Genomic DNA, 14,947 nt, shown 5'->3' on the forward strand with positions numbered 1-14,947 from the left:
AATAGCGAGAGGCTTCATTCGTGTGACTTCACACCGCCGGCGACGAGCGGTCCTTCAAACGTGATCGTATAGATGATGCGGGCGATATCTTCCGCTGTCTCTTCTGCGGACGGATTGTTCAACCACTCGTAGATGACGCCCATGTGTGCCGAAGAGAGGTAGGCGACGAGATATGGGGGCGGGACCATCATCTTGTCGGGATCAAACAAGGTTACCGAGGAGCGCTGAAACAAGGCCGCCTGCATAAATTTTCGAAGCTTCGCCTGAAACGTCGGGTCTCCATTTGGTCCAAGCAGCGGCTTCATGATGACTTGATTGTCTTCGATGAAGCGGATGAACGGGACAAGGTAATGGTACGAGTTGTCGGTCCGCTCGTCTCCAAAGATGTGGGGGAGATGATGAATCAACTTCTGTTCGGCCTCTTCAAAGATTTCGTTGATGCATTTCTCCATCAACTCGAACTTGTCCACATAATGGCTATAAAACGTCCCTCGATTGATGCCGGCTCGTTCGGTCAATTGTTTGACGGTGACGGCTTCGAAACCCTGTTCTTCAATGAGACTGAAAAAGGCATCTTTAATAAGTTTCTTCGTCCGGATAACGCGTAAATCAGTCTGCTCCATACATTTTCCCTCTTTTCTTCAACATATCGTGTTCATCTGTTGGAAAACCGACACGATGACCGATATTGACGATTGTTGCCACCGTGAACGGGGACTATACTGAACATACAAACCAACACGGTGTCGATTATCTTGAGTATACACGATGAGGCGCCGAAAAGGAGTGACAGAAATGAACATTCAACTGCAACACGTCGACAAGTCGTTCGGCGACCAACTCGCCATCGACAATATCGACTTCACCATCCCATCTGGAGAAATTTGCTGCTTGCTCGGACCCTCTGGATCTGGGAAGACGACCCTCATCCGACTCATGATCGGTGCCCTCGCACCGGACAAAGGAAGTGTCCATATCGGTGAAACGAAAATGCCGAATATGGACATGCTTCGACAAATCGGATTTATGCCACAAAACGATGGATTGTACGAAGATTTGTCGGCAGAGGCGAACCTCGCTTTCTTCGGATCAATTTATAAGCTCGGAAAAAAAGAACTCCAGACACGCATCACAGAAGTGCTCGACCTTGTCGACCTGTCGAACGATCGACAGAAGCTCGTCCGCAATTTTTCAGGTGGGATGAAAAAGCGTTTGTCACTCGCCATCGCTATCCTGCATAAGCCGGACGTATTGTTCCTCGATGAACCGACGGTCGGAATCGATCCGATTTTACGTCGTCAAATCTGGGATCAGTTCCAAGTGATTCGGAGGGAAGGCACGACGCTTATCGTTTCGACACATGTTATGGATGAAGTGCTCGAGTGTGACCGGGCCGCGCTCGTCTACAATGGACGGTTGATCGCATATGACCATGTGCAAGATTTGCTTGACCAGACCGAGAACGGTCGCGTCGAAGAACTGTTCTTGATTGCCGGGAAAGAGGAGGTGGGTGACCATGCGTAACTTAGCGAAGCGTGTCATCTTTCAGACGTTAAATGATAAACGAAGTGTCGCCTTGATTTTGATTGCCCCACTTCTCATTTTGACACTCGTCTACTTCTTACTCGGTGACTCCGATTACGTGCCGACGGTCGTCCTTGATGACAACGCACCAGAACAGCTCGTCAATGCGTTTGAAGAGGAGACGCTCGTGGTGGAACTGGCGACGTTCGAGGACCCGAAAATATATATTGAAGACAATGAAGAAGTGGATGCCGTCTTTGAAATGAATCAAGATGGAACGACCATCACGTTACGCGAGCCGTCGACGAAGTCGTCGAAGGCCGTCCGTGAGATTCAAGATGCGTTGACGACGCTCAACCCCGCAGCCGAGATGGACACGTCATTCGTCTTTGGGGAAGAGGACCAATCTACGTTCGATTCGTTCGGATTTGTCTTTCTATCACTCTTCTCATTCTTTTTCGTATTCATCCTATCTGCGATGGCACTCGTCAAAGAACGGAGTGGAGGTACACTCGAACGACTCTTGATGACCCCAATCAAACGAGGACAGGTCATTTTAGGATATACGCTCGGCTACGGCGTGTTTGCAGTCGTCCAGTCGATTTTCATCGTGCTCTATTCGATTTATGTGCTTGGACTGTCTTCGCTTGGAAATATGGCGTGGGTCATGTTGACGATGCTACTCATGGCGGGTACGGCGGTACTCTTCGGGGCAACCATCTCGGTATTTGCCCGATCGGAACTGCAGGTCGTACAGATGATCCCGTTCACGATCATCCCGCAAGTATTTTTCTCGGGCCTCATCCCACTCGATTTGATTCCATACGGTCTCGGGAACTTGAGTTACGTGATGCCAATCTTCTACGGGGCGACAGCGATCAAGGAAGTCATGATTTACGGGAGTGGTTTCTCAGGGATTTGGATGTATTTACTCGGGCTGATTTTATATGCAGGTGTCTTGTATCTCTTAAACATGCGAGCGCTCGGGAAGTATCGGGGGCATTGAGTTAAATAAACGTTAGCGAAAGCTGTGGTACTTATAGAGTGCCATGGCTTTTGGTTTATCCACAAAAAAAGCACTCGGACGATTGTCCGAAATGCTCATTAGCGCTTGAGTAACAACATCACGCCGGTCACGAATAGTGCGATTCCGCTAGCGAGTCTGACTTGTTTGCACGTCACGTTCTTTCACCCCTACATTTCTTCATCGTTTTGCTTTAGCGACACGTTTTGGTGTTTTCGACATTTCTTGATAAATCGAAAGAATCTCGGTCCCGTAATTTCCTTTTGGCTGCATGGCCCACTTTTGGTGAAGAGATGGCCACGTTTTCGCAGAGCCTCGCTTGACGAGATGGAAGCGCGGGTCGACTTGTTTTGTATTCAATGCATCGTTAGAGGCGTATGCTTTTAGATGCTGAATTTGAGCGGTTACGCCTTGGTGTGGTGAACGGAAAAAGTGTCCTTTCACGCCGTTCCCGGTCGTCCCAATCCCTGAGTAGTTATGCTGCTTTGGAAGGACATCACCGCCATAACGGAAATAACCGGTCTCTTTCAATGCTTGTGCGAATGCGACATCCCCACGAACACCTTCCTTAGCGCCGATGATGACGAAGAGTTTCGCCAAGTCTTCGACAGACGTTTTCGCGAGCCGGACATCACGAGGATTCTTCTTTTTTACGTAATCCGCCATTTGTTGCGGAGTCAAAGCCGATACTCCCATAATAGCACGATTCTGCTTCTTCGGGGCCGCCTCAACGATTGATCCGGTCGAGAAGAAAGATGAAGTGATTATAAGGAAAGCGACGATGAAACCAAACACTTTTTTCAACATATGTACCCTCCTAAACGAGATGTATCTATTGAGAAATAATACCATTAAAAAGTAATATTGACCTATTGTTATAATAGTGATTCAGTTACCAAATATATTTGAATTTGTTTATACTGAGTATATAAATAAATGGGAGGAAAAGGATTTGTATAAAGCCTATCAGTTTAAATTGAGTTTGATGGATGGAGATGAGCCGGTATGGCGTCGATTTATCATTCCGGCCGAAACGAATTTCAAGCGACTCCATGATGCGATACAACTTGTGATGTGGTGGGATGATGAACATTTAGCAAAATTTGAAGATGATCTTCACAAGCCGACGTTTCGCTTCGTTCTCTTCCCTGATGAGGTCTATGATCACAAAGAACATCTTGCCTATCTAAAAAGCAAGTCAGAATTGAGCGATTTTGAACGTCTCATGTTGAACCGTCTACAGCAAGTAAAAGTAAGGCACATGAAAAACGTTAAACTTCCAACAATTATCGAGAAGCATTCGGTTCTATATTACACGTACGATTACGGAGAAGACTGGACGCATGAGCTAGCGTTTGAGGGAGTGATTGAAGACTATCCTAATCCATACCCGACTGTGACGGAGTGGATTGGAGAGACACCTCACGAAGGTGTTGGAGGTTGGGAAGGAAATCAAATGATTCGGGACATTCTGGCCGATCCGACGCATCCAGAGCATGAAGAGTATAAAGAAGCGTCAAAAGGTGTTCAGGCGTTTGATGTCGATAAAATCAATCACATGCTGGAAGTGTATGTGACGGTGAAAAAATAAATGGAGCGTGAAGAGACCGAGTTGCGATGCGATTCGGTTTTTTTAATTTTAGTAGATTTTCATAGGCTAGCAACTCGGGACCTAAAAAAGAAAAAGTACCCACCTTAAGTAAAATAATGTAATAAAATAAGGAGGTGTTAAGCATTAACGTGTTGAAAAAATAATAGGTCTAAAGAAAGGGTGAGAGAGTGGATTACATTGCACATGTTCGATCATCTGACCATGCGATTCAAACTGTCAAAGAACACCTGTTAGATGCCCAAGAACTTGCCGAAAAGTGGGGGATTGCTTTAAACATTTCTAAGGTGTGTGGTCTGGCTGCTTTACTGCATGACCTAGGAAAGTATAGCGATGCTTTTCAGGACTATATACGTAGAGCTACCTCAGGAGAAAAAGCGACTCGTGGGGAAGTCGATCACGCAACTGCCGGAGGCCGTTTGCTTTTTGACATGCTGAAAGGTACGAGTGAAACGAAGCAATTACTGGCAGAGATAGTTAGCAATGCAATTATCTCACATCATGGGAATCTCCATGACTATGTATCAGGAGAAGAGTCTCCGTTTTTAAAACGAGTCGAAATGAGAGCGCTTGAAGAATATGAACTCTGTAAATATCGCTTCTTTGATGAAGTGATGTCTGAGTCTGATTTAAATCGATATGTTGAATCAGCTCATTTAGAAATGTTGGAATACTTTAAAAAAGTAGGACAGACTTGAATCGCACCTCATGCAGGTGCGTGGATTGAAATTATGAAAGTAAAGAACGAGAGTCAAGCTTATGTATCGCACCTCGCATAGGTGCGTGGATTGAAATTAGACTTATGTATTTGTAGAACAGAAGAAAACAAGGTTTGCGCCTAACGTTGGTGAATGATCTGAAATTTCAATTTGAAAAAAGCCGTTCTGAATCCATCGTTCAGAACGGCTTTTCCTATTATTAATTCGCTTGTTTCAATTCTTCAACAGCTTCTGCGTTGTCATCGAACTTCCGTACATCCACGCGCTGCACGAAAAATGCCAATAGGAGTGCCAATAGGTTCATCCCGAGTGCGACGTAAAATGAATATTGAATCCCAGATAAGAGGGCTTGCTGAGTGATAGCACCCATCGAACTTTCTGTGAGTGTCGCAGGATCGACTCCTGTCATCAATGATTCGGCTTCTGTGCGTGTCACCGAGTTCATGATCGTGACGAGTACTGCCGTACCGATCGCACCGGATACTTGTTGTGCCGTGTTGTTGATGGCCGTTCCGTGCGGATTGAGGCGAGTCGGCAATTGGTTCAATCCATTAGTCATGATTGGCATCATGACCATCGACATCCCAAACATACGCAACGTGTATGTTAAGACGATGTATGTGTAGGTCGAGTCAAGTTGGACGTTAGCGAGCATGTACGTCGATACGGCGGTGATTGTCAATCCGGTAAGTGCCAAAAATTTTGGCCCGAATCGGTCAAACAGTTTACCTGTGATCGGCGACATGATTCCCATGATGATCGCACCAGGAAGAAGCATGAGCCCTGAATCGAGTGGTGAGATACCACGAACGCTTTGTACGTAAGCCGGTGTCAAAATCATACCGGAGAACATCGCGACCGCGTTGACCATCGCAATGACTGACGCGAGAGCAAACATCGGATGTTTGTAAGCACGCAAGTCGAGCAATGGTTTTTCCATATGGAGCTGACGATAGATGAAGGCGATCAACGAGATGGCACCGACAATCATCGTCGCCAAGACGATTGGGTTATCCCAGCCGTCCGAGCTTGCCGAGCTGACACCGTATAAAATCCCGCCAAATCCGAGTGTCGATAAGACGAGTGACAAGTAATCGAGAGATTGGTCTTTGTTTTGGACCATGACGTTCTCCGCTTTCCAAAAAGCGAGCGCGAGACCGATGATGGCGAGCGGTAAAATCATTTCGAATAAGACGCGCCAATCATAGTACTCGACGATATAACCTGAGAGTGTCGGGCCGATCGCAGGTGCCGAGATCATGACGAGCCCGAAGATTCCCATCGCCATTCCACGCTTTTCACGTGGGAAGCTGACGAGCATGACGTTCATGAGGAGTGGACCCATTGTCGAGGCTCCGACGGCTTGAATCATCCGACCGCTCAACAACCAGCCAAAGTTTGGCGAGAAGGCCGCGATAGCCGTACCGATGGCGAAGATACTCATCGAGGTGATGAACAAGCTTCGGTTAGAAAAACGAGTGATCAAATAGGCGGATGCCGGGACGAGTACACCTGTCACGAGCATAAAGCCTGTCGCGAGCCATTGAACGGTCGAGTAGTCTGCAATCTCGAGATCGACCATGATCGATGGGAGCGCGACGTTGAGTAATGAGTTGTTTAAAAATGCGATAAACGCACCCGCAAAGAGGACCGCCAGCATAACGTAAGGCGGTTTCTTTTGGAATTCTGGTTTCATATGGATGGCTCCTTTATTTTCTAAATAGTTATGTGTTGGTAAGTGTCGATGAAATGATTTTATACCCGTTGTATAAATAAAGCAACCATTTTGTACTATTAGTCTAAAATGGTTTTCGGTGCTATAGTAAAGGTACAAACCAGACAGAACGGAGCCATGTAAGAATGAAAGAGAAAAAAAGAAAAGTCGCCGATATTGCCATGTCTCTCTTCATCGAAAATGGAGTGCAACACACATCGGTGCAAGAGATTATTGACCGTGCCAACATCTCCAAAGGGACGTTTTATAACTACTTCTCATCGAAGACGGATTGCGTGGCTAGTATCCTCGAGAACTTACGATATGATGCAGGACAGCGCCGGATTGAGATGCAGATGGGACGGGACAAACGAGATCGTGACGTCTTCATCGAGCAAATCTCGATATTGATTCAATTGAACGAAGAACGGAACTTGCACGCGCTATTTGAATCGATCATGTCGTCAAATGAGAATGAACTGAAGAAACTCGTACTTCAACATCGCATTTATGAAATTGAATGGATTGCGATGCGTTTGACGGAAATCATCGGAGAATCCGTGAGACCATATTCGATGGAATTGACGGTGCTCTTCAACGGAATGTTGCAACATATCTTGTTTACGAACCGAATCACGAATGCCGCTTACTCTCCTCAAAAGGTCGTGCGCAGTTTATATACGTATGTCGAATTGATTGCCGCACGAATGATGGAGACAGGGGAGCATGTCTTAAATCCGGTCACGGTCGAGCAAATGCGTGGGACGACAGATAAACATCTTGTCACAATCGAAGAATTGAACGAGATGGCTGCTCGCATCGAAGAGCATGTCGAGATGACGGAAGAACAGCGTGATTTGTTTGATGCGATCTCACATGAGTTGAAACAAGCTCGTCTTCGAAAAATCGTGTTAGAGCAGTTGTTGAAGCCATTCCAACGGCTATTTAAAGGCGTGACGGGCGAGACAGAAGTCCAAAAGTTCACGAATCTCGTGTGGTTGTATACGCGGACACATTAAGGACAAAAATTTCCCGATACAGTAATATAGAAGAAACAAGGAATGGAAAAAAGAATCAAAAAGTTTCCTCGAAAAAGAATTGATTCCTACAAATCCATACGCTACAATCAAATTACCGAAAGCGCTTTCGGGAAGAGGAGAATGACATGGGTACGATTTATGATTTAGCCAAAAAAACAGGATTCTCAATCACGACAGTGTCCAAAGCGTTGAACAATTATAAAGACGTGAGTGACAAGACGAGAGCGAAGATTCTTCAAGCCGCTGCTGAGATGGACTACTTGCCGAACGCACATGCCCAGTCGTTATCGACGAAAAAATCATGGGCGATCGGGGTCATGTTCTCAGAGGCGAACGAAGTCGGGATGAAACACCCGTTCTTCAACGGAATCATCGAAAGTTTTCGTCACGCGACAGAGGAGCAAGGATACGATTTGATCTTCGCCTCGCGGAATCTGCGCAATCGTGACATGAGTTACCTCGAACACTTCAAACACCGTGCGGTCGACGGCATCGTCGTCATCTGCTCGGACCGAATGGATGAGCAAGTTCAGGAGCTCATGCAAAGCGACATCCCAATCGTCGTCGTCGATATGGACAGCGCCAATTGTAGCGTCGTCTATTCCGATAACATCGAAGGGGCGCGCCTCGCTGTGAATTACCTCCATGAACTCGGTCACCAAAAAATTGCCCACATCGCTGGGGATGAAACAATTGACGCCGGAGCGGCGCGAATCAAAGGATATGAACTTGCGATGCAAGAGCTGAACCTTCCGATTCGATCAGGCTACCTCGTCAACGCCGGTTTCTTCTCAGTCGAGGAAGGGAAGCAAGCGATGGAACGATTGCTTGAACTAGACAATCGACCGACTGCAGTCTTTGTGGCCGGGGATCAAATGGCGATCGGTGTCATCGATGCGATTCACGAACATGGTCTTCACGTTCCGAATGACATCTCGGTCATCGGATACGACGATATTGAAATGATCCAATACATCACGCCGAAACTGACCACGATTCGCCAAGATACGGACGAAATCGGGGAAGCGGCAGCAGAACTCTTACTTGAACAGATGACCGTGAAAGAGCGACTTACAGAACGTCGCATCATTCCGGTACGCTTAGTCGAACGGGCGTCTTGTGCGCCAGTTAAACAGTAACCTATAGTGAATGATATTTCGAAGTCGCTCTCTTTTCTTCAGCGGATGGAGAGAGGAGCGCGATTTCGAAAGTCATTTTGAAAGAAATCGAAACCGCTTTCGATATTTTATTTTGGCTAAACCGAAAGCGCTTTCGATAATTTTAAAACTCTTATTGAAAGCGCTTTCTAACATTACTTATAAAAAAGGATGGGAACAACACATGCGTAAATTAGTCAGCTTACTTACACTCGGAGCACTTTCAGTTGGCGTCTTGAGCGGCTGCTCAGACAGTGAAGGCGGAGCTTCAGAATCAAAAGATGACGTTTTAAAAGTTTGGTCATTTACGGACGAGTTAAAAGAACCAATTAAAACATATGAAGAGAAAAACGGTGTCAAAGTTGAATTGACAATCGTTCCAATCGCAGACTATCCAACAAAGTTGAAGCCAGCTCTTGAAAGCGGCGTCGGCGCACCAGACGTCTTCACAGGGGAAATCGCCTTCCTCAAACAATGGGTCGACGCTGGATATTGGGAAAACCTTTCAGACGAGCCGTACAGTGTCGATGAGATCGCAGACAACTATGTCCCTTACGTCTTTGACCTCGGGAAAGACAAAGACGGAAACGTTCGCGCTCTCTCATGGCAAACGACACCAGGTGGCGTTTACTACAAACGTAGCCTAGCAAAAGAAGTGCTCGGTACAGATGACCCGACTGAAATCGGTGACATGATGAGCTCGATGGACGGCGTCTTCGAAGTTGCTGAAAAAATGAAACAAAAAGGATACAAGATGTTCCCGGATGAAGGTTCAATTCGTTGGTTCTCACAAGGGGCAAACCCAGAAGCGTGGGTTAACGATCAAAACGAACTCGTCTTGACGGAAGATAAAATCAACTACATGGATTATGCGAAGGAACTACGTGAGAAGCAATACACGGCTCTCGCACCGGAATGGTCACCATCTTGGTTCGAAGGAATGGATAAGCCGATCAAAGTGAAAGAGAACGGAAAAGAGACAGAAACACAAGTCTTCTCGTATGTCCTACCAACTTGGGGTCTCCACTCTGTATTAAAAGAGAACGCGAAGGATACTGCAGGTGACTGGGCTGTAACTAGCGGACCAAGCCCATACTTCTGGGGCGGCACGTGGCTTGGCGTTTACAAAGATTCTAAAAACAAAGAAGCAGCTTACGACTTCGTTAAACTCATGACGCAAGATGAAGAGTTCTTGACAGAGTGGGCACAAGAAACAGGCGACGTACTTGCCTTCAACCCGGTTACAGACAAAATCAAAGACGATTTCAGTGATGAGTTCCTCGGCGGACAGAACAACTATGAGTTCTTCCTCGACGAAGCAGATGAAATTACTCCAGGAATCGTCACGAAATACGACCAACAGCTCGACACGCTTTATGGCGCATCGGTCCTTCAATATGTAGAAGGTAAGAAGTCGAAAGAAGAAGCGATTGAGGAGTTCAAGAAACAAGCGAAAAACGCTTACCCAGACATCGTTGTAGACTGACGATGACCAACACGAGGGGGGGATCCCCCCTCGGTTCTTATGGAAGGAGAAATACACGTGAAAAAACTAGATCGTTACGGTTATCTGTTCATCGCCCCGTTCTGGGTCGTCTTCTTGACGTTCAGCATCTATCCGGTCCTCTTAACGCTTTACTATAGCTTTACGAACTATACGGGAAGCCCGGGTGAAGAGGTCGTCGGGTTTGCGAACTATGCACGGTTGTTGACGGATACGTACTTTATCGAGGCGTTTTTCAACACCATCAAGATTTGGGGAATCAACTTCGTCTTGCAGATCGGGGTAGCACTTCTATTAGCACTCATCTTCTCGGATCTCCGTTTGAAGTTAAAAGGGCTCTCGTTCTTCCGTTCGTTCTTCTATCTTCCTAACTTGATCACGATCAGCTCGGTCGCGCTCTTGTTCGGTATTTTGCTCGACTGGCAGCACGGTTCACTCAACATGGTGTTGATGAAAATCGGCTTGATTTCAGATCCAATCAACTGGTTGGCAGAACCGGTGACGGCACAGTTATCCGTTTCACTCATCTTGACATGGATGTGGTTCGGTCACTCCTTCATCATCGTCATGGCTGGAGTATCGGGCATTTCGACAGATTACTTTGAAGCCGCTCACATCGACGGTGCGAACCGCTGGCAGATGTTCACGAAAGTGACGTTGCCACTCTTAAAGCCGATTCTTCTCTACATCATGATTACGTCACTCATCGGTGGACTTCAGTTGTTCGACCTTCCGATGTTGATTACCGATGGAATTGGTTCACCAGACGGTTCATTGAACACGATGGTACTTTATTTGTACAACCAAGCCTTCAAGTACAACAACTACGGCTACGCATCTGCGGTCGCTTACGGTCTATTCTTGATTACGCTCATCCTCTCGGCGATCGTCTTCAAAGGTATGTTCCGCAATGAACGAACAGCACAGAAGAAGGGGGCGTAAGCGATGGAACAAAATGCAGAAACACGGCGTATGCTTCCTGATAGCGAAGCGCAGCCGAAACGTAAAGAAGACCGTCCACTCAAAATGGCGCCACCTTCGAAGAAAAAAACAAACAAACGCTTTGCGCGAGGGTTGATCTATACAGCACTGATCCTCCTCGCCATCGTCTGCTTCATCCCGTTCCTCATGATGATCGTCAACGCGACACGGACGAACGGAGAAATCATGGCTGGTTTCTCACTTCTCCCGGGGACGGCGCTCGCAGAGAACTATGCGACGCTCAGCGAATACATTAACATCTGGAACGGTTTCAAGAACAGTTTGATCATCTCGGTATCGGTGACGGTGCTGTCTGGTTACTTCTCAGCCCTCACAGCGTACGGCTTCTCGTTCTACAATTTCAAAGGGAAGAATGCGATGTTCATCTTCATGCTCGTCATGATGATGGTGCCGGCACAACTTGGACTCATCGGATTTTACGAGATCTCGAAGACGCTCGGCATTCTCGATACGTTCATCCCGTTGATCGTCCCGGCGATTGCGACACCATTCACCGTCTTCTTCATCCGTCAGTACACGCAAGCGACGCTTCACATCAGCTTGATTGAAGCAGCACGGATTGACGGTGCGAGCGAGCTGCGTATTTTCCACACCATCGCACTTCCGATGATGATGCCGGCGATTGCAACGATGTCGATCTTTACGTTCATCGGCTCGTGGAACAACTACTTGATGCCACTTGTCCTCTTGTTCTCTCCTGAGAAATACACGTTGCCTGTCTTGATGGGCTTCTTGAAAGGATCACAAGTCGCAGAGAACCTCGGCTCGCTTTACTTAGGCATCGCGATCTCGGTCGTCCCAATCATGATTGCCTTCTTGTTCCTCTCGAAGTACATCGTCAGCAGTATTTCGGCAGGTGCTGTCAAAGAATAAATATAGAGAAAAGAGGAAAACACTATGCATTTTAAGAAAGACTTCGTATTCGGGACAGCCACGTCCTCGTATCAAATTGAAGGCGCACACAACGAAGGAGGCCGTACTCCTTCCATTTGGGACATGTTCTGTGACATCGACGGGCGCGTGTTTGAAAAGCATAACGGCGATGTCGCATGTGACCACTACCATCGTTACGAGGAAGACATTCAGCACATCAAAAAGCTAGGCGTCGACACGTATCGATTCTCCATCGCGTGGCCACGCATCTTCCCTGCCAAGGGAGAGTACAATCCAGAAGGCATGGCGTTCTACAAAACGTTGGCGCTGCGTCTCCGTGAAGAAGGAATCAAACCAGCCGTCACCATTTATCATTGGGACCTTCCGATGTGGGCTCACGAAGAAGGTGGTTGGGTCAACCGTGAATCGGTCGACTGGTTCCTCGATTATGCGAAAGTCTGTTTTGAAGAGCTCGATGACATCGTCGACTCTTGGATCACTCACAATGAGCCTTGGTGTGCCGGCTTCCTTGGCTACCACGTCGGTGTTCACGCACCGGGTCATCGTGACATGAATGAAGCGGTACGCGCCGTGCACCACATGTTGTTGTCGCACGGAAAAGCGGTCGAGTTGTTGAAGCAGGAGATGACGTCCACGACTCCGATCGGTATCACGCTCAACTTGGCACCGATGTACGCGAAGACGGATTCGGCGAATGACCGCCTTGCGATGAACAATGCCGACGGGTATTCGAATCGCTGGTTCCTCGACCCGGTCTTCAAAGGTGAGTATCCGGTCGACATGATGAACTTGTTCTCTAAATATGTGCATAACTTCGATTTCATCCAACCGGGTGATATGGAGACCATCTCGACAGCTTGCGATTTCTTCGGCATCAACTTCTACAGCCGTGGCATTGTCGAGTTCAACGCAGCAAATGATTTCTTGAAGGCAGACGCTTACTCGGACTACGAGAAGACGGGCATGGGCTGGGATATCGCCCCGAACGAATTCAAAGACCTGATCCGTCGTTTACGCGCCGAGTATACTGACCTTCCCATCTACATTACAGAGAACGGCGCCGCATTTGACGACGTGCTAGAAAATGGCGAAGTCCATGACGATAACCGGATCGACTACGTCCGCCAGCACCTCGAAGCCGTCTCTGACTTGAACGATGAAGGCATGAACATTCAAGGCTACTACCTCTGGTCGCTCATGGATAATTTCGAATGGAGCTTCGGATACGAGAAGCGCTTCGGCATCCTCTATATCGACTTTGAGACGCAAGAGCGCATCTGGAAAGACAGCGCGAAGTGGTATGCCGGTGTCATCGCCGACCATAAGGCCAAACACGCGGATAGCGTCGAGGCGTAACATGCATCCATCCCTGCCGCTACGGGGATGGATTTTTGTGTGGAATGCTTCTGATTTGGGAACTGGGATAGGGGAGGGATATTCTATGAAACGTGAGTTCGAAACGTACGAAGTGACGGGCTATGACGACCAAGGGAAAATCAAGTTCGTTCATTTGAGAGAAGGGGAATTCGTCTTGCCTGTCGAGATCAAAGGAGACGACTTACGAAAAATCAAGAAGATGATGGAGCTCAATCCGGGTGTGACCGTGATTATTCATGCGGCGATTGACCAGAGACGGATGCGGTTGCTCGAAGTAGATGGGTACTCGCTTCGAAAAGAAGACACATAAAACGCCAGCACCGAAAAACGGGCTGGCGTTTGTTTATGTAATTTGTATCATGTTCCCCTAGTTAGACTTTGGAATACATAGCATACGGCTCACGATTCGTTCGTGATGACGCACAAAAGTCACCGACCATGAAACGGTTCGGTGACTTTGTTGGATTGACTGATGCGTTTGACTCGTTTCAATACGTCCCGTTTCGGTAAATCCGGGTAATCATGCTGAATGCGTTCGACGCAGGACACGATCGTTTCCGTGCGTAACAAGTGGATAATCTGCTGATCGATTGAGTCGAGTTGAAGAGGTACGTCTTCTTTCGAACTCTCCCGCTTCAGCCAAATTGATGCACCAAATAAGTGTACGAATACAATCGCCATGACGGTGAGCGTCGATAAATCGTTAGACGGAAAGAAGATAAGTACGACGTATAGACTGATTCCGCTCACTGTTCCGTGAAGAATGATGTCGAGTAGACGCGGTATGTTCGCATGAACAAACGAACGTAATGCTCCTGTTAACGCATCAACGAACAAACTGAGGACTGTCGACAATAGATAGAAACAACCGAGCATCGCGAGAGTCGATAAGATTCGGAACGATGTGTCTTCAAGTAAATAGATGAGAATCAAATCGACGGCAAGTAGTGGGGTGAGGGCGAGCGCTAGAATGGACGCGCCCCATCCAAGACCTGTCACAACCTTCATGAGATGTGAGCCCGATACCGTCCGAGCGCGATGAATGCAGCAATCAGACAGACCATATGTAGCACAACCCCGATGAGCATGGCGTACGGGATGATGGACTGGAAGCCAAGACCGAGTGCGAGGGAAGCACTCGATAAGATCATAAAGCTTGCTGTATAATTTCGTACGGTTGTTTTCTGCTTCTTCGCATGTACCACAGAGTATCCCGCAATGAGTAAAAAGACGGGAAACAACATGATTGGGTAGACCGATTGAAAGACCAATCCGATCACTCCGGAAAGACCAGCGATGAAAGCAAATATAGAAGGGTAGTGGGCTTTCAAATTTCCAACTCCTTAACTCTTTTCCCTAAATATAACAGCCCTCCTCATTGCT

General features: G+C 47.3%; 16 protein-coding genes. 11 read left to right on the forward strand and 5 right to left on the reverse strand.

From position 1 onward, the window contains the following. Positions 1-14: 14 nt before the first annotated feature. Entirely contained in the window at positions 15-623 is a 609-nt protein-coding gene (locus tag KNO98_RS13190; protein ID WP_214701291.1) for a TetR/AcrR family transcriptional regulator, read from the reverse strand. A gap of 172 nt (positions 624-795) precedes the next feature. Here KNO98_RS13190 and KNO98_RS13195 point away from each other — a divergent pair, with 172 nt between their 5' ends. Both KNO98_RS13195 and KNO98_RS13200 read left to right on the forward strand, forming a co-directional pair. Then, complete coding sequence (locus tag KNO98_RS13195; RefSeq protein ID WP_214701292.1) at positions 796-1,524, forward strand: ABC transporter ATP-binding protein; 729 nt, start codon at positions 796-798, stop codon at positions 1,522-1,524. Next, a complete protein-coding gene (locus KNO98_RS13200; protein ID WP_214701293.1) occupies positions 1,517-2,530 on the forward strand; it encodes an ABC transporter permease in 1,014 nt (337 codons plus the stop codon). The genes KNO98_RS13195 and KNO98_RS13200 overlap by 8 nt, the downstream gene beginning before the upstream one ends. A gap of 198 nt (positions 2,531-2,728) precedes the next feature. Here the strand turns inward: KNO98_RS13200 and KNO98_RS13205 are convergent, their stop codons facing one another. Continuing rightward, the gene (locus KNO98_RS13205) at positions 2,729-3,355 is read right to left on the reverse strand and encodes a glucosaminidase domain-containing protein (RefSeq protein ID WP_214701294.1); all 627 of its coding nucleotides are present in this window, start codon (positions 3,353-3,355) and stop codon (positions 2,729-2,731) included. Between the two features lie 145 nt (positions 3,356-3,500). Here KNO98_RS13205 and KNO98_RS13210 point away from each other — a divergent pair, with 145 nt between their 5' ends. Next, positions 3,501-4,139 carry a plasmid pRiA4b ORF-3 family protein gene (locus KNO98_RS13210; protein WP_214701295.1) on the forward strand — a complete coding sequence of 213 codons (639 nt, stop codon included), beginning with the start codon at positions 3,501-3,503 and terminating at the stop codon, positions 4,137-4,139. Between the two features lie 188 nt (positions 4,140-4,327). Beyond that, positions 4,328-4,855: a CRISPR-associated endonuclease Cas3'' gene (locus KNO98_RS13215; RefSeq protein ID WP_026824388.1), complete on the forward strand. Its 528-nt coding sequence runs from the start codon at positions 4,328-4,330 to the stop codon at positions 4,853-4,855. A gap of 220 nt (positions 4,856-5,075) precedes the next feature. Here KNO98_RS13215 and KNO98_RS13220 read toward each other — a convergent pair whose 3' ends face one another. After that, positions 5,076-6,572 (reverse strand): DHA2 family efflux MFS transporter permease subunit, encoded by a 1,497-nt coding sequence (locus tag KNO98_RS13220; protein ID WP_214701297.1) that lies wholly within the window; start codon positions 6,570-6,572, stop codon positions 5,076-5,078. A gap of 164 nt (positions 6,573-6,736) precedes the next feature. Here KNO98_RS13220 and KNO98_RS13225 point away from each other — a divergent pair, with 164 nt between their 5' ends. The 7 genes from KNO98_RS13225 (at position 6,737) to KNO98_RS13255 (ending at position 13,874) form a co-directional block, all read left to right on the forward strand. Continuing rightward, entirely contained in the window at positions 6,737-7,609 is an 873-nt protein-coding gene (locus KNO98_RS13225) for a TetR/AcrR family transcriptional regulator (RefSeq protein ID WP_214701298.1), read from the forward strand. 146 nt (positions 7,610-7,755) lie between these two features. Next, on the forward strand, positions 7,756-8,769 hold the full coding sequence (locus KNO98_RS13230; RefSeq protein ID WP_214701300.1) for a LacI family DNA-binding transcriptional regulator: 1,014 nt from the start codon (positions 7,756-7,758) through the stop codon (positions 8,767-8,769). Positions 8,770-8,971: 202 nt separating this feature from the next. Next, the gene (locus tag KNO98_RS13235) at positions 8,972-10,273 is read left to right on the forward strand and encodes an ABC transporter substrate-binding protein (RefSeq protein WP_214701302.1); all 1,302 of its coding nucleotides are present in this window, start codon (positions 8,972-8,974) and stop codon (positions 10,271-10,273) included. 57 nt (positions 10,274-10,330) lie between these two features. Further along, complete coding sequence (locus KNO98_RS13240; RefSeq protein WP_214701303.1) at positions 10,331-11,233, forward strand: carbohydrate ABC transporter permease; 903 nt, start codon at positions 10,331-10,333, stop codon at positions 11,231-11,233. Positions 11,234-11,236: 3 nt separating this feature from the next. Beyond that, positions 11,237-12,166: a carbohydrate ABC transporter permease gene (locus KNO98_RS13245; protein ID WP_200868269.1), complete on the forward strand. Its 930-nt coding sequence runs from the start codon at positions 11,237-11,239 to the stop codon at positions 12,164-12,166. Positions 12,167-12,190: 24 nt separating this feature from the next. Then, positions 12,191-13,543: a GH1 family beta-glucosidase gene (locus KNO98_RS13250; protein WP_214701304.1), complete on the forward strand. Its 1,353-nt coding sequence runs from the start codon at positions 12,191-12,193 to the stop codon at positions 13,541-13,543. Positions 13,544-13,628: 85 nt separating this feature from the next. Beyond that, positions 13,629-13,874 carry a hypothetical protein gene (locus KNO98_RS13255; RefSeq protein WP_214701305.1) on the forward strand — a complete coding sequence of 82 codons (246 nt, stop codon included), beginning with the start codon at positions 13,629-13,631 and terminating at the stop codon, positions 13,872-13,874. A gap of 119 nt (positions 13,875-13,993) precedes the next feature. Here KNO98_RS13255 and KNO98_RS13260 read toward each other — a convergent pair whose 3' ends face one another. Then, a complete protein-coding gene (locus tag KNO98_RS13260) occupies positions 13,994-14,572 on the reverse strand; it encodes a hypothetical protein (protein WP_214701306.1) in 579 nt (192 codons plus the stop codon). Next, the gene (locus tag KNO98_RS13265) at positions 14,569-14,895 is read right to left on the reverse strand and encodes a hypothetical protein (RefSeq protein WP_214701307.1); all 327 of its coding nucleotides are present in this window, start codon (positions 14,893-14,895) and stop codon (positions 14,569-14,571) included. The genes KNO98_RS13260 and KNO98_RS13265 overlap by 4 nt, the downstream gene beginning before the upstream one ends. Between the last annotated feature and the right edge of the window lie 52 nt (positions 14,896-14,947).

The sequence above is a fragment of the Exiguobacterium sp. s57 genome (assembly GCF_018617685.1).
Classification (GTDB): Bacteria; Bacillota; Bacilli; order Exiguobacteriales; family Exiguobacteriaceae; genus Exiguobacterium; species Exiguobacterium marinum.

Bases quoted from the DNA above. Each gene is read 5' to 3' on its own strand.
- KNO98_RS13225 (WP_214701298.1), top strand. From the start codon at position 6,737: ATGAAAGAGAAAAAAAGAAAAGTCGCCGATATTGCCATGTCTCTCTTC.
- KNO98_RS13260 (WP_214701306.1), bottom strand. From the start codon at position 14,572: ATGAAGGTTGTGACAGGTCTTGGATGGGGCGCGTCCATTCTAGCGCTC.
- KNO98_RS13230 (WP_214701300.1), top strand. From the start codon at position 7,756: ATGGGTACGATTTATGATTTAGCCAAAAAAACAGGATTCTCAATCACG.
- KNO98_RS13200 (WP_214701293.1), top strand. From the start codon at position 1,517: ATGCGTAACTTAGCGAAGCGTGTCATCTTTCAGACGTTAAATGATAAA.
- KNO98_RS13190 (WP_214701291.1), bottom strand. From the start codon at position 623: ATGGAGCAGACTGATTTACGCGTTATCCGGACGAAGAAACTTATTAAA.
- KNO98_RS13250 (WP_214701304.1), top strand. From the start codon at position 12,191: ATGCATTTTAAGAAAGACTTCGTATTCGGGACAGCCACGTCCTCGTAT.
- KNO98_RS13195 (WP_214701292.1), top strand. From the start codon at position 796: ATGAACATTCAACTGCAACACGTCGACAAGTCGTTCGGCGACCAACTC.
- KNO98_RS13235 (WP_214701302.1), top strand. From the start codon at position 8,972: ATGCGTAAATTAGTCAGCTTACTTACACTCGGAGCACTTTCAGTTGGC.
- KNO98_RS13255 (WP_214701305.1), top strand. From the start codon at position 13,629: ATGAAACGTGAGTTCGAAACGTACGAAGTGACGGGCTATGACGACCAA.
- KNO98_RS13220 (WP_214701297.1), bottom strand. From the start codon at position 6,572: ATGAAACCAGAATTCCAAAAGAAACCGCCTTACGTTATGCTGGCGGTC.
- KNO98_RS13245 (WP_200868269.1), top strand. From the start codon at position 11,237: ATGGAACAAAATGCAGAAACACGGCGTATGCTTCCTGATAGCGAAGCG.
- KNO98_RS13205 (WP_214701294.1), bottom strand. From the start codon at position 3,355: ATGTTGAAAAAAGTGTTTGGTTTCATCGTCGCTTTCCTTATAATCACT.